Genomic DNA, 15,242 nt, shown 5'->3' on the forward strand with positions numbered 1-15,242 from the left:
ATTAGCTACTACTTCTTCTGCTAATTTAACAGCTTCTTTTAATGCATTTATTGTTGCTTCTGTATACTTATCTGATTCATTTTCAATTATATTTTTAGCGTCTTCAATAACTGAAGTTAATTCAGATTTATTTACAGCTTCTTTTATATTTGTTGTTACAGTTGATGTCTTAGTTGCTTCTTCAGCACCTTCTCCATCTGCAACTTTACCATTTATTAAATCAAATGCTATATTTTCTCCACTAGCCTTAGCTGTGAATGTTAACTTAACAATGTCTTTAACATTTTCTAAAGCTATTCCAAGTCCAGCTACTACTACTTTTACTTTTCCATCTGTAGCTTTAGCTTGTACAAAATATTTATCTGCATCTACAGAAGTTGCTTCTTTAAAGTCTACTTTTGTTTCATCATAGTCAACTTCAAATTCCATAGCATACATATTTTCTTTTATGTCGCTTAAGTTAACATTGATACCAAAGTCATTTCCAACTGTTACTTCTTCAGCTACAGTCATATTAATTCCTGTTTGTTCTTCAATAACCTCTTCTTCTACCTTTGTTATCTTTATTGTATCTATATTTACTGTTGATGCATCATTATTAAAGAATTTTATCCTATCCAATCCTTCATTAAGTGAAACTCTAAATTTTACTGTAGAGAAATTAGGACTTGTTGTAGGACACTCTATACTTCCTGATACTGATCCATCAATGTTTTCATAGTATAAAACATTGTTTGCCCCTGCAAAATATTTTACTTCTATATCATATTCAGCTGATTTATCAGAGTTTAGCCACATATTTAACCACGCATTACCTCTAGTTGTTTTACCTAACCATCCTACAAGTTTACCTTCACTAGCGCCATCTTTACTTTCTATTTCTCCACCTTGACCATCTAATTCTAACGTTTCTGCTTCTATGATTACTTCATCGTCTGATAAAATAATTGGATTTTCTTCTCCATGTGGACCTGCTTCTAATTCTTTAGGTACTATTTCAAAGAAATCTATATTTGGTGATGCTTGTGAATCTGCTGTAAAAATTAATTCCCCTGCACCAGCTTCTGTTATTTCTATATCAAAGCTTGTATTAATAAATGGAATTGGTTGTTGATTACCTGTTCCTGGTACTGATACACTTCCTTCAACAACATTAGTTCCACTCCAATTAAGCTTATTTAAATTTCCTTCACTACGCCCTGATTGATAAGTTACATTTACTGTATAAACACCAGCTCTCTTTGTGAAGAATGGAACCTTTATTTTATTTCCTGGTTCAAACCAACCTACTTTTTTTCCATTGCTCGCCTGTGAATCTTCTGTTATTCTAACATATTTATCTCCTTCTATTGCTTCAAGAGTAAAATGCTCTGCTTCTAACACCTTAGCTTCATCAGCTTTATTAGGGAAAATAAATGGTCTTTCTTCAGTATAAGGTTCGTCTATTTCTTGTTCCATGTCATTATCTATAATTGTAACTTCTGTTTTCTTATTAAAACCTATTATCGAGCTATTTGTTGGTGTATCTATATTACAATAGAATTTTAAATTACCTGACTTTTCGGTATTGTCTATTGTTGGAATAGATACTGTAGCTGTATCTTGCCCATCAGCAAATTCTACTATTGTATTTACATCTTGATAATGTCTTCCATGAACAGCACTATCTGGAGATGTTGAAAAATGCACCGTTGCTTCTCCTGTACTTCCTCCAACTCTTTTTATTGTTACATCAATAGAATCTCCTTCATTAACATTGTAACTAGTGTTTTCTATTTCAAACATACCAGCTCCATTGTTATTTAAATAATAAGCTCCATCTAATCCTATAGCTTGTCCTCTAGCTGCTGCATTCTTTTCTCCCTTAACAACTATTTTAACTGTGTGTTCTCCATAAGCTAAGTCATCAGTTGTATATAATATTTGTGATATAGATCTAGTTGCTTTATAAGTATCTACTTCATCAACCTTCTCTCCATCAATCCAAACTTCCATTATTCCATGATTTGGGTCAAGAGTTCCTATAACCCAAGCTTTTGTTCCGGTAAATGTAAAGCTTGAATGAACCCCAGCACTTGATGTATACATACCAGTGCTATTTATTCCAATACTTTCTTGAGTCCAAGCATCCTTATTATCAAACTGTACATTGTCAATGAATTCTGTACCTAATGGTACTATTGATTCCATTTCAAATGCTTCATCTGCCTTATAAACCTCAACATTTTCTATTAACGGAACTGCTAATGAACCTTCTATATTTATTCTAATTTGAGATGCAGTTACTGGTGTACCTCTAACTAATCTTTTTGCACCTATAGTATATCCTTCTCCAAATTTCTTCCAATTTTGTCCATCAGAAGATACTTCAACAGAGAATTCTGAAATTCTTTGGCCTAGTTTTATATATTCTTCAATAGATACTATATCAAATACCTTTTCTTCTCCTAAATTTATTGTTAAACTACCTGTAGTTTGTCCATCATCCATTGTCCAATAACTATCATCATCATCATCCAATACATTTGCAGGGCTATAATCATTGCTATTACCTCTGATTTCAGATGCTTCAGCAGTTACTGTAGATTGACCTGCTAAATTTTCATCAAAAGAATTATTAATAGCTGCTGCAAATTCTTGAAGTCTTTCAATATCTTCTGCTGTAAAGTTCCCAGTATTATCTGGAGCAACATTTAACAATAATGGTTGTCCTCGTCCTACTGAACTAAAGTAGATATTTGTTAATTGTTCCATACTCTTTGGACCATTTCCATTATGCCAGAACCATCCGCTTGTTAAAGATACATCACATTCTCCAACACTCCATATATCACCTTCTGGATCACCATTATTAAGATATGCTTGTTCATCTCCATAACCTGCATCATATCTATCTCTTATACGCTTCAGATTAACTTTAGACCAAGCTGGATCTCCTGCTCTTCCTGATTCATTTCCTATCCATCTTATTCCTGTTCCATATGGACTAAATACTAATGCACCTGGTTGTAATTCTTCTATCAAATTAAACCAATCATCAAATTTATATTGTTGAGCTGCTGCACCACTACCTTTAGCTCCATCCATCCACACTTCAACAAACTTACCATTATTACCATATTTAGGATTGCCTAATATTTCTCTTAATTGAGTCATATAGTATTCATTGTAATCACCATTTGTATCAGTTGCATCATCTGTTCCAGTACCATATCCATAAGATTCAGCATTTGCATCCCATGGTGAAAGATATATTCCCATATCCATATCATATTTAGTACAAGATTCTGAAAGGGCAGCTAATACATCTCCATTTCCTCCTTGCGATGCTTGCCAATCTGTACTACTTTCAACATCATGTTCTGTAACTTTACTTGGCCATAAGCAGAAACCATCATGGTGCTTTCCAACTAAAATTACACGTTTAAATCCAGCTTCTTTTAATACTCTTACCCACTCATCTGTATTTAAATCAGTTGGATTAAAGCTATTTGGATTTTCTCTTCCATTTCCCCATTCACTATTAGTAAATGTATTCATACCAAAATGAATAAAAGCTGCTAATTCCTCTTCGTGATACTGAACTTGAGAATCATTTGGCAGCGCTCCAAATGCTTCTGGTGGTGCAACTGTGTTAAGTTGAGCTGCAATAGCTTCTACAGGTAAAATTTGACAAGCAACACCTGCAATAACTACTGCTGCTACTATTTTTTTTACACTTCTCATAAAATTTCCCCCTTAAAATATATCCATAGATTCATTTATATTAAGATCAATACACTTTATCAATTCTAATATAAACCTTTACATATCTTATATTATACCACCATGTAAATATTTTCAATCAATTTTACCAATATTTTAAAAAATATATAATTATTTTACTTTTTGTATTATTATTACTACATAAGTAGCTATTTTCTTTTTTTCACACTTAAATAAAATTTAATCTATAAAAACATATGCGATTTAATTCTTCTAAACCACATATGTTTTAAGTTTTAATTTATCTCTTGAAGAAATATTACACCATCTCTTTTTCTTATTGTATTTATGAAATCGTTATGACATATTTCTCTTGATATCTTAAGTCCTAAAAGTAATCCTATTAATTCATTTGATGTTACATTATTATTACTTATTTCAATATCACTAATTCTTATATTATTACTTTGTATATAAGTTAATAATTTAGCTACTTCAAGGTGAGATTCAAGCAAAATATATAATGTTATATTTCTTGATTTATTATTTATTTTTTTGTCTAACTTAGCTAAGACAACAGTTACTGCAAATATTAATACACAACCTATAATAGCCCCAAAGTAAAATCCTGCCCCTAAAGCTAAACCCATACAAGCTGAAGCCCATAATCCAGCTGCTGTAGTTAACCCTCTAACTTTATTTTTTCCTGTAACTATAATAGTGCCAGCTCCCAAAAATCCAATACCACTTATAACTTGTGCTCCAAGTCTAGTAGGATCACTAGCTGAATCATATACTTGACATATATAAATATTAGTTATCATTGCAAGTGTTGCTCCTATAGATACAAGTATATGTGTTCTAAGCCCTGCTGGTCTTCCTTCTCTTTCCCGTCCATACCCTATTATTCCTCCAAAAAATACAGCCATAGTTAACCTAAGAAATATAGATACATAATTTAATTCTTCTAAATATTCCATAATACCATACAAGAAATAAAACACCCCCTACTTAATAATATTAAATTTAATAGTGGGTATTTCCTCATTTTTTAAAGTTATATATTATATTTAAATTCCTATTTTTATAAATTTACTTTATTGAAGTTTATAACGCTCAATGATACTATTATATAAATTAAATTGTATATATTGGGAGGAAATATTATGCCTATATTAAGTAAAGATGATAAAGTTGCTATAATTGCGTGTTCAAATGGGCAACCATTATCTAATAAGCTCAAGATTGAAAATCTCTTAGATACTTTAAAAACTATTGGTTTAAATCCTATCTGTAGTAACTACATATTTGAAGTTAATTCACCATTTAATGGAGATTCTGAAAATAAAGCAAAAGCCTTTATGGATTTATATAAAAATACTGAAATAAAAGCTATATTTGATATTTCTGGTGGTGACCTTGCTAATGAAGTTTTAGAGTATTTAGATTATGACTTTATCAAAAAAAATCCAAAACCATTCTTTGGATATAGCGATTTGACTACAGTATTAAATGCTATTTATTCACAAAGTAATATTCATACCTATCTTTATCAAATAAGAAACCTTATATATTCAGATAGTGAAAATCAGAAGACTAATATTATAAATAGTTTATTTGATAATAAAAATGACTTATTTAATTTTTCTTATAAATTTATTCAAGGAGAAAAAATAGAAGGAACTGTTATTGGTGGTAATATTCGTTGTTTTTTAAAGCTTGCTGGAACAAAATACATGCCAGATTTTACTGATAAAATTCTATTTTTAGAAAGCATGGGAGGCGAAGCTGCACTTATATCAACATTTTTAAATCAACTTAAACAAATGGGTGTTTTTAATAAGATTAATGGAATTATTTTAGGTACATTTAGTAAAATGCAAGAAAATAATATTTCTCCTACTATTGAGGAATTAGTAGTAAAAGTAATAAATAATTCTAATTTACCTATAGCTAAAACAGAAGAAATTGGTCATGGTCCTAATTCTAAATGTATAATTATTGGAAAAAATATTTCATTATCTAAACGCTAATATAATTTTAATAAAAAACGTAGTTGTCTTTACATAGAAGTATAAAGACACTTTTAAATAAAAATGGTCGGTATTACCGACCATTTTTATTTAATTTATTTTACAATACTATTGACCGTTATTCATAATAGTGTTAGTATGTGTATATATTAAATATATACACTAAAGTACGGAGGTGAACACTTGGATATATTAATTAGCAATTCATCCCCAGTGGCGCTTTATGAACAAATAGAAACTCAAATTAAAAATCAAATATTGAATGGTAACTTAAAGCCTGGAGATCCACTTCCCTCAATAAGATCCTTAGCAAAAGAACTAAAAGTAAGTATCATAACTTCTAAAAGAGCTTATGAAGAGCTTGAAAAAGAAGGTTTTATTGAAACTGTTGTAGGTAAGGGTACTTTTGTTTCAGGTTCTAATTCTGAAAGATTAAGAGAAGCTGCTATGGCCGAGATGGAAGACAAACTTGAAGCTGTAATAATATCAGCCAAATCACTTGGCTTAACTTTAGACGAATGTGTTGAAATCTTTAAAAGTCTATATGAGGAGGTATAACTATGAATGTAATTGAAATCAGAAATTTACAAAAAACTTATAAAAACTTTTCTTTAACTATTGATAAACTAGATATTCCCGAAGGATATATTACTGGATTTATTGGTCCTAACGGTTCTGGTAAAACTACTACAATTAAATCATTACTAGGAATGACTAAACTTGATTCTGGTGAAATAAAAATACTTAATTCTGATATTAATAAAGATACTAAAACAAAGGAATATATTGCTTATGTTGGTGATGAGTCTGGATTTTTAGAAGAAAGTAAGATATCTAGCCTTCATAAAATAATCTCTAAGTTTTATTCTAATTGGGATGAAGATTTATATAAAAAATATATAAACAAATTTAAAATAAATGAAGATAAAGAGTATAAATCTTTATCTAAGGGACAAAAAAAGCAATTTGAACTTATAATGGCTTTATCACATCATCCGAAACTATTAATAATGGACGAACCTACTTCAAGCTTAGATCCAATTATAAGAAATGAGTTTTTAGAACTGATGCAAGAGCATATAGATATGGATAATATGACTGTATTCTACTCTACTCATATAACTACAGACTTAGATAAATCTGCTGATTATATAATAATGATTTATAATGGTAAAATCCTTCTTGTAGATGAGAAAGATAGTATATTAAATAATCATGTTATAGTTAAAAGTAAAAAAGAATTAGTAGATAATTCTATAAAAAAAGAGTTTATTTCTTTAAAAGAATATGCATTTGGATTTGAAGGATTAATTTCTGATAAAAATAAAGCTTATGAACTTTTTGGTGATGAAGCAGTCTATGAAAAATGTACTCTAGAAGATATTTTATTATATTATACTAGGAGGGATTCATAATGAATACTTTAGTAAATCTAATTAAACTTCAATATAATTCATTATTTGCACTAAAAAAGAATCTTTTTATTATTGTAGGGCTTGGCATATTTTTTGCTGCTGTACAACCAACAATGATTGTTTTTGCTGGTGCTATGTACTTAATGATAGCTTGTTATTCAGTTATTTTTTATGAAGAAAAAAGCAAAATGAATTATTTAATATATTCCTTACCTATTAGAATTAACCAATACATTTTTTCTAAATATATTTATGGATTATTAAATACATTAATTGCAATTTTAATTTCTACTATTTTAAACACTATTGTAAAAATATTAGGTTATAATGATTTTGTTAATTCTATGCCTATATATGCTGTGCCATTAATCACTCTTGCTATTGGAATATTTTTCACATCTGTCTTAATGCCAGCAACACTTTTATTAGGCTTTGAAAAAGGAAGATTTGTACTTGTTTTTATAGCTATTGCTCCAGTTTGTTTTTCCGCTCCACTTTTAGAGTATCTTCCAAATATTAATTTATCTCTTAATACTACAACTTTAAGTATTTTAGGTATATTAATTTCTATAACTTTATTATTAGCATCTTATTTCTTTACTTGTAATAAATTTGCTAAAAAAGAAATTTCATAATTAGAAATTTAAATAAAGCAACGCTATGAATAAAAAGTAACTTTTTATAAAAGAGTTAGGATTAAAACTAGTAAGTTTGAATCCTAACCCTTTTTAATATTATTTAATTTCTATAATTTTTTATCTATTAGCTATTTGTAAATGGAAATTTGTTTCTGCAACTTTTACATATGGAGCAACCCATAATAATCCTATTCCTAAAGTTATAATTCCTACAAACCACCATCCAATAAAAGATAACTCTAACATAAATAAATCCATTTTATATCCATTCATCATACTTGCACTTTGACCAAGTACTTCACCAATAGATTTCTCAGGATTCTTTGCTAAAATATAAAAGGCTTGAGAAAATGTAAGTGCTATAATTATTCCTGGAATTACAAATAACATAGTTCCAATTCCCACAGCTATAGTTATTATTAAATTTAAGCCTAATGTTTTAACATAAATTTTAAAATAGTAAAATAAATCTTCGAAACCTGGTCTTTTAACCTTGGTAACTATATTTAATAAAAATCTACATAACCCTGTTGTTAATACTCCTGTAAATAACAACGATACTATATTAATAGAAAAACTAATAAACCCGAAATTTAATACATCATTAGATCTGTAATTAAATTGCAAGCCTAATAAAAAAGATACAAGAAATGTTGCAGCTATCGCAATTCCCCAATTCCCTCTTAACTGCTCTCTTGAATTATATTTAATTTCACCTCTATCAATCATATATAATTAACTCCTCCTATCTCTTTACTTTTAATATTCATACATGTAATAATTACATTCTTCCATACCTAAGCTTTTATATGTTTTTTGTGCAACATAATTTTCTCTTTCTACATATAATCTTATTCCACAAATATTTTTATCTTTATCACATATGTTTTTTATATGATTATATAATGTTTTAAAAACGCCTTTACCTCTATAGTTTTTATCTACATACACACTTTGAATCCATAAAAATGTTCCATTTCTCCAATCACTCCATTCAAATGTATACATAATTTGTCCAACTATATTTCCATCTATTTCACATACATGATAAACACCTTTATTTTCATCTTTTAATAAAGCTGTTACCCCTTTTGTTAAAACCTCCATATTAAGTTTTTTATCTTCTGTTTCAAATGCAAGATTATAATTATATTCTGCTATTTTATTAACGTCATTTATATTAGCTTTTCTTACTATCATTTTAATCTCCTCCTATCTAGTAGAATTTTTTCTGTAATTTAATAAATATATTTATATATTAACATACTCTGCTAAATATTGTTAATGTTTCTGTATACGATAAATAAAAAATACAAGATACTAACAAATTAGGTATCTTGCATTTTTATTTAATATTTTATTTCATTTTCTTTAATGCATTTTTCATATTATTTATACCACTTTTAAATTTTTCTTTTGCGTCGCCTCCTAGCTCTTCAACCTCATTAATAACATTGCTTATTTCATCTGCTATTTCTTGAGATAATCTTCCTTGCTTAATCTTTTTATTAATTTGATTAATTTTTTTCTCAAGTTTTTCAAAAGCCATAGTTACAACCTCCATATCAATTTTTCTATAGTTATTTTAACCAGGCTATTCAATAAAATACTATTTATTTTATTTTTATGCTATTATTTCATATAAAAAATAGAGAATTGAAAAATAATTTATATTTTTCAATTCCCTTATTTTTAATTATTTAGTTTTAATCTTATAACTATTATTAAACTGTTATTTTCTCTTTCTAGAGAATATAGCACCTACTCCAGCTAATATAGTTCCAAATAATCCTCCTGCTACTGCTGGTGTTCCACCTGTTTGTGGTAATTTTCCACTATTTGATGTACTTCCAGTGCTTCCTGAATTTCCTGCTGTATTATTATTTTCTGTTATACTATTTGAACCAGAATTTCCACTATTGTTTGAATTATTATTTCCAGTTCCTATACTTGCTTGTAATCCGTTTATAGCATTTCTTAAGCTTTCTTCAGCCCTTGCTATTTCGCTTGCTGTTGCATCTTCATTTGCAAATACTTCATTTGCTGCACCTAATGCTTCTTCAACTGCTCTAAAGCTTGCTGCTGTATACTTACTGCTATCTAAGCCTTGTGCTTTATTTATTAAACCTTCTAATGCATCCTTGCTTGGTTTTAATCTTAATTCTAAGAATGCTCTTAATAATGTAGTATAGCTTTCTGAAACTTCTGCTTCTAATGCATTTTCATCTGCTACTACTCCTCTTGACGCTTCTAGAACTACAGCTAATTTATCCCAAGTTGTTGCTATATATTTATTTGAATCTAAAGCTTCTATTCTTTCTACTAAGCTTACTAAGTTAGCCTTATCACCCTTATTGAAAGATAATAATTGCATTGCACTGCTTAATCTTTCAAATGATGCATCTACTTCTGATTGTGTTGCATTTTCATTTGCTAATACAGCTTGTGCTTCTGCAAGTGCTGCTCTAAATTCTTCTGCAACTACTGGAACAACCTTATCTAGTTCAGCTTCTGTTACTTTTAAAGCTTCTTCTACTGTTATTTCTAAGTGAGTATTAAATACATCTTCCACTGGTGGAACTTCTGATTTTTCTAATAGCTCAATTGCAGTTTCTAAGTTCTTTTGAGCTTCTACAAACTCTATTCTTGTAGCAGAATCATTTTCTAAAATACTAGTGGCAGCATTTTTAGCTTCAACTAAATTATTATAGCTTCCTTCAGTATAATCAGAAGCCTTATATCCATCGGCTTGTTCTACTAAAGTGCTTAATGAAGTTTTATTAGTAGGAACTATACTATCATAAGATTCCTTTAACTTGTTATAACGATAATCTACTTCTTCTTGAGTTGCAGATTCATTTGCTATAATAGCAACTGCTTCAGTTATATCTTGCTTGAAATCTTGCCAAGCTGTGTTTTGAGCATAATCTTCTTCCTTAGCTGATTGTGCTTCTAATAATAATGCTTCTATATTAGCTTTATCTGCACTATCAACCTTAGTTAATTCACTCTTAGCTTTATATAACTCACTCTTTATGCTAGTTATTTGAATAACTGTTATCTTATTTTCCTTAACTAACTTTTCTGCCTCTACTATTTTTTCTTGGAATACTGTCCACTTATCATTTTGCTTATAATCATTGCTATTGATAGCTTTCATTTCTTCAATAGTCGCTTTTAAATCATTAACTTCCGCTACTGTTGCATATCTAACTAACGCTTCTTTTGCCTTAGTTAATTCATTGTATGCATTTTTCACTTCATCTTCAGTTGCATTAGCTTTATTTATTACTGTTTCAGCATCTTTAATTTTATCTTTTAAAGAATTTAAACTTTCTGTTGTATATGCTGACTCATCTAAAGCCTTTAATTCATTAACTAATTCAACTAATGTATCTATAGAAATATTAACTATTTCATCTACAAAAACATTATCTACTATTAGATTATTATTATTTTGCTTTGTTAAATCTAAATAATAATCATCATAGTTTCCAGTAGTAAATTCTAATACTGCTTGATTTGTTCCAGTATTTAAATCAGCTGTCTTTAATACTGCATTTGCTGTATCTCCAGCTTCTGATGCTTTATCTGACTTAATAGCTGCAATAAATCCTTGCTCTGCATAAGAAATATAATCAAATCCAACTCTATAAGTTGTATTTGGTTTTAATCTCATAGTACTTGGAATAGTTCTCATATAGTTACCATTTCTAATCTTTAATGAGTATCTACCTTCAATGGTATCATTAGTATATGGTGCATTAGTTTCTGATAAGTGAGAGTGATCTGAACTTGTTGATATAAATGGACCATATCCAAAATCAACATTTTCATAATCCTCAAAGAAATCGTGTCCTTGCTTATCTGATACTCCTATCTTCATAACTAAAACATCATCCATATTTACAAATGAACCTGCTGCTCCTTCAGCTGCTTTCAACTGAATTGTAGCTGTAGTAGAATCTTCTGGTACTGTAAAGTTAACTCTAACTCTTTGATAGTAACTATTTGTCTTATCAGAATGAGTATGTCCGTACTTAACATTACAACGATCTATATATTCAGAAACTTCTTTACCATCACTAGTTAATATACTTAAAGTACCTCTTCTACCATCACTAACTTCAAACCAAGCTGATGCTGAATAAGTTTGTCCTGGTTCTAATCCAGTTATTGTTTGAGATATTAAAGCATCATCAGTACCACTAACCTTAATATGAGTATTTCCCTTAGAATTATTAACTACTTCTATATGATCAGTAGATTTTCCATTTGAAGATTTATTCCAATATTCAAATGAATGGCTATCAAATCCCATATCTTTTACAAGACTTCCTGTACTCCATTCCATCTTTTCTTGTGCTTTTTCACCCTTATAAACAACATATCCAGCATTCTTTTTAACTTCTAATGTTACCTTATTATTAACTACATTAACAACAGTTTCATTAATCTTACCTTCATCGCTTAATTCATATAGGTAAACAGTTTCTAAACCTGCCCATGAATTTGGTAAATCCCAAGTTGTTGAAGAATTACTATCATTCCAATGATAAATCTTTTCCTCATTATCTATAGTCCATGGTATAAATATTTTATTTCCACGAGCTACTTCCTTACCATCTTGAGTTATAACATTTACTCCATTGTCCATTTTAGAAACAACTTCATTATTTTCACCAAATGTTATTTGGTTATCTTCCCATATGCTTATTGGGAAGTTCATTAAATATTTAAATGGTAATTGACTTGTAAAGAAGTTACTTACAGTTGTATTTAAGTTACTTTCACCTTGCCATCCATTAATTCCTTGTCTTGAATTTCCTCTAAATAAATTAGTTCCACCAAATACATCTTGTTCTTGATGATTTACAAATCTAGCAAGTTCACTACTTGTACCATATCCACCATTATAAGCATGATGAGCCCATACACTTGTAGTTCCTAATTGTTTTGCATATTCAGATGCAACTGCAATTCCTAAATCATTTAATTTAGAAGTTAACTTGTAAGCTGGCCATCTAGTATCCATATATACATCAACATATATCATATCTAAACCTGGTGCTTTTTCAATTAACTCTTCAAGTCTTGCTCCCATACCACTTTCTTCATTCATAATATCATTTTCTCTAATTATTTGCTTAGAGTCATCATACCATGACCATCCACCAACAGTTGATACTATATTTGAACCATATTGTGGTGCTTCTGGGTATGCTTCTGTATGGTTTATATGAACACCTATATTTGCATTATATTTATCTGATTCTTCTAGTAATATTCTAAAAGCCTCTTCTCCACCAAGTCTATTACTTATATTAGCAAAGTCCGGATGACTACTATCATGACCTTCTGATTGATATCCTTTAATAATAATAGTTTGTCCAAATCCATCAGTTGCTAAATTAAACTTTTTAATATTATCTAATATTCTTAAGAAAGGATAGTGCGCAGTACTTCCAACATTCATAGCAACTGAACTATAAGTTTGATTTACAAGCTCTGATCCCAATCTATTTTCTTGAATATCATCCCTTAAAGCAATAGCTCCATCTTGATAATCAACAGAATTATCTTTATTTCTATCGTCAGTTATTGTAACTTTTGCATATGGTTCATTTATAAGTTCTCCATCTATTCCACGATATAAATATTCATTTGGCCATAAACCAGTAGAATAATAATCATCAACAGAAACTGTTTGATAATTTATTTGATCTCTAAGCTTAATTGAATTACTTGTTATACTTGCAGCCAAGTCATCACAGCTTAATATTGCTATATTGGTATTACTATAAGTTGTATCTTCTCTCTTAGAAGTTAAGTTTATCTTAACATCATCATTTTCATAATCAGCCCCATTAAATTCTGCATTAGTTTGATTGCTTCTAACAGATACTAAGCTATGATTTGGGAAGTTTATTGTATCTACTCTAGTTATACTTTCATCAACATTTTCAATATTCATGGTTAATACATTATTTTCTACAGTAAATCTTGTATCTAAAGTTACCCCTAATTCTTCTACATATAAATGATATACAGCTTCATTACCATTAAATTCTGAAGTTACTTTAGGTACATAATTTTTATTATTTATACTTATATAGTAAATTGGTTTTTCTTGACCATATAACTTCTTATCATTTAATGTATAGTCAATTACTCTTGGGAAACTAGCATCCATCTTTACAGTTAAGTCATTTGATGAAATTTCTTTCTCAGTAACTTCATTTACATTAGTTGATAATACTTCTTCAGATTCAACTGATAAATATTGATATTTACCAGAGTTATTTCCACCTAATCTTATACCAGCTTTACCTTTTTTACTTGTTAATTCAGGTACAACACCGTTATATATTTCTGCACCGTCTAAGTATATAGAAACAGCATTTTCTACAACTTTAACTTTTATTTTATATGGTTTAACTCTGTTAGCATAAATTCTTGCAGTATCTTGTACTAAAGCTCTTCTTTGCCCATTACTATTTTCTACATACCAGTATGAACCATATTGATTGCCTGAACCATCTTGTCCAATATAAGTCCAAGAATTATCATCTTCTGAATATCTTACTATAGCTCCAATGTTAGCAGCATCAGTTAATGGATCCACTACAAATTCTACTGAACTATTAAATAATTCTGGAGAATTTTCATCTATTAAAATTGAATTACCATCTGATTTGAATAATAATTTATCTTCTTGTAATTCAGCACTTCCACTGCCCTTAATAACTGATAATCCACCTATTCCATCTGTAGAAAAATCTCTAATATAGCTTGCAGCTTCATCAGGTGGTAATTGAACTTGCAACTTAAATGTAGTTAAATATCCATCTTCAAATATAATATTTATATTTGTAGTTCCACCTTCTTTCACTTTCTCTATATACTCTTTTTTAATAACTAAAATATTATCAGTAAGTATATAATCTTCTCCCTCTACAAGAGTATTTCCTCCAACAGTTAATTTAGAAAGAGTATTATCTCCTGTTAATGTTATAGGAATATCATAAGTTCCTGCTTCATTATATAATACATACTTATAATCTGAATCTAAGGTAACTGAACTAAATTTTCCATTTTTAAAATAGTCAAATGTACTACTACCGTAATTACCTGTCCATCCCCAGTTTCTTGTACCGATTCTACCTGCTGTAGTTTTAATTCCTGATATTTCTCCTTGATACATTACCTCGTCATCTATAACAATAGTAATATGAGTACCAACATATTTAATATTAATTTTATATTCTGTTCCTGGTTCTAATACTTTTGTAAAAGGCAATGTACCATATGAACCTTCACTTAACCAAACCCAAGCTCCATTTGTATCATATGCTATACCAGCAAAACTACTTGGACTTTCATATCTAAATAATATAGCTGAACGTCCTGCAGAATTATTTAAAGTCATAGCTGTTTCTAAATAACCATCC

10 protein-coding genes are annotated in these 15,242 nt (G+C 29.2%); 4 read left to right on the plus strand and 6 right to left on the minus strand.

Annotated elements, in window-relative coordinates:
• On the minus strand, window positions 1–3,726 hold a 3,726-nt coding region (locus tag LPC13_RS07065; RefSeq protein WP_234088718.1), incomplete at its 3' end, for an alpha-L-fucosidase.
• A 275-nt stretch (window positions 3,727–4,001) separates the two neighbouring features.
• Entirely contained in the window at window positions 4,002–4,685 is a 684-nt protein-coding gene (locus LPC13_RS07070) for an MgtC/SapB family protein (protein WP_005210617.1), read from the minus strand.
• A gap of 186 nt (window positions 4,686–4,871) precedes the next feature.
• On the opposite strand from LPC13_RS07070, the gene LPC13_RS07075 reads away from it, so the two are divergent.
• From LPC13_RS07075 to LPC13_RS07090, 4 genes are all read left to right on the plus strand, one after another.
• Entirely contained in the window at window positions 4,872–5,738 is an 867-nt protein-coding gene (locus LPC13_RS07075) for a S66 family peptidase (protein ID WP_234088719.1), read from the plus strand.
• Between the two features lie 183 nt (window positions 5,739–5,921).
• A complete protein-coding gene (locus LPC13_RS07080) occupies window positions 5,922–6,296 on the plus strand; it encodes a GntR family transcriptional regulator (RefSeq protein WP_040418592.1) in 375 nt (124 codons plus the stop codon).
• 2 nt (window positions 6,297–6,298) lie between these two features.
• Complete coding sequence (locus LPC13_RS07085; RefSeq protein ID WP_005210627.1) at window positions 6,299–7,153, plus strand: ABC transporter ATP-binding protein; 855 nt, start codon at window positions 6,299–6,301, stop codon at window positions 7,151–7,153.
• On the plus strand, window positions 7,153–7,788 hold the full coding sequence (locus LPC13_RS07090) for an ABC-2 transporter permease (RefSeq protein ID WP_005210628.1): 636 nt from the start codon (window positions 7,153–7,155) through the stop codon (window positions 7,786–7,788). The genes LPC13_RS07085 and LPC13_RS07090 overlap by 1 nt, the downstream gene beginning before the upstream one ends.
• Window positions 7,789–7,908: 120 nt before the next feature.
• Here the strand turns inward: LPC13_RS07090 and LPC13_RS07095 are convergent, their stop codons facing one another.
• The 4 genes from LPC13_RS07095 to LPC13_RS07110 all read right to left on the minus strand — a co-directional run bounded on the left by LPC13_RS07095 (window position 7,909) and on the right by LPC13_RS07110 (window position 15,220).
• Window positions 7,909–8,520 (minus strand): DUF975 family protein, encoded by a 612-nt coding sequence (locus LPC13_RS07095; RefSeq protein ID WP_005210630.1) that lies wholly within the window; start codon window positions 8,518–8,520, stop codon window positions 7,909–7,911.
• Window positions 8,521–8,550: 30 nt separating this feature from the next.
• The gene (locus tag LPC13_RS07100) at window positions 8,551–8,991 is read right to left on the minus strand and encodes a GNAT family N-acetyltransferase (RefSeq protein ID WP_005210632.1); all 441 of its coding nucleotides are present in this window, start codon (window positions 8,989–8,991) and stop codon (window positions 8,551–8,553) included.
• Window positions 8,992–9,148: 157 nt separating this feature from the next.
• The gene (locus LPC13_RS07105) at window positions 9,149–9,340 is read right to left on the minus strand and encodes a hypothetical protein (RefSeq protein WP_195245399.1); all 192 of its coding nucleotides are present in this window, start codon (window positions 9,338–9,340) and stop codon (window positions 9,149–9,151) included.
• 183 nt (window positions 9,341–9,523) lie between these two features.
• Window positions 9,524–15,220, minus strand: a complete 5,697-nt coding sequence (locus LPC13_RS07110) for an endo-alpha-N-acetylgalactosaminidase family protein (RefSeq protein ID WP_234088720.1) — start codon at window positions 15,218–15,220, stop codon at window positions 9,524–9,526.
• Window positions 15,221–15,242 lie beyond the last annotated feature (22 nt).

Origin of the sequence: Clostridium celatum, from assembly GCF_021412605.1 — a bacterium.
Taxonomy (GTDB): domain Bacteria; phylum Bacillota; class Clostridia; order Clostridiales; family Clostridiaceae; genus Clostridium; species Clostridium celatum.

What these genes read in the sequence shown, in the direction of transcription:
- LPC13_RS07105 (WP_195245399.1), bottom strand. Translation starts at nt 9,340, where the DNA reads ATGGCTTTTGAAAAACTTGAGAAAAAAATTAATCAAATTAATAAAAAG.
- LPC13_RS07095 (WP_005210630.1), bottom strand. Translation starts at nt 8,520, where the DNA reads ATGATTGATAGAGGTGAAATTAAATATAATTCAAGAGAGCAGTTAAGA.
- LPC13_RS07070 (WP_005210617.1), bottom strand. Translation starts at nt 4,685, where the DNA reads ATGGAATATTTAGAAGAATTAAATTATGTATCTATATTTCTTAGGTTA.
- LPC13_RS07100 (WP_005210632.1), bottom strand. Translation starts at nt 8,991, where the DNA reads ATGATAGTAAGAAAAGCTAATATAAATGACGTTAATAAAATAGCAGAA.
- LPC13_RS07110 (WP_234088720.1), bottom strand. Translation starts at nt 15,220, where the DNA reads ATGACTTTAAATAATTCTGCAGGACGTTCAGCTATATTATTTAGATAT.
- LPC13_RS07085 (WP_005210627.1), top strand. Translation starts at nt 6,299, where the DNA reads ATGAATGTAATTGAAATCAGAAATTTACAAAAAACTTATAAAAACTTT.
- LPC13_RS07090 (WP_005210628.1), top strand. Translation starts at nt 7,153, where the DNA reads ATGAATACTTTAGTAAATCTAATTAAACTTCAATATAATTCATTATTT.
- LPC13_RS07075 (WP_234088719.1), top strand. Translation starts at nt 4,872, where the DNA reads ATGCCTATATTAAGTAAAGATGATAAAGTTGCTATAATTGCGTGTTCA.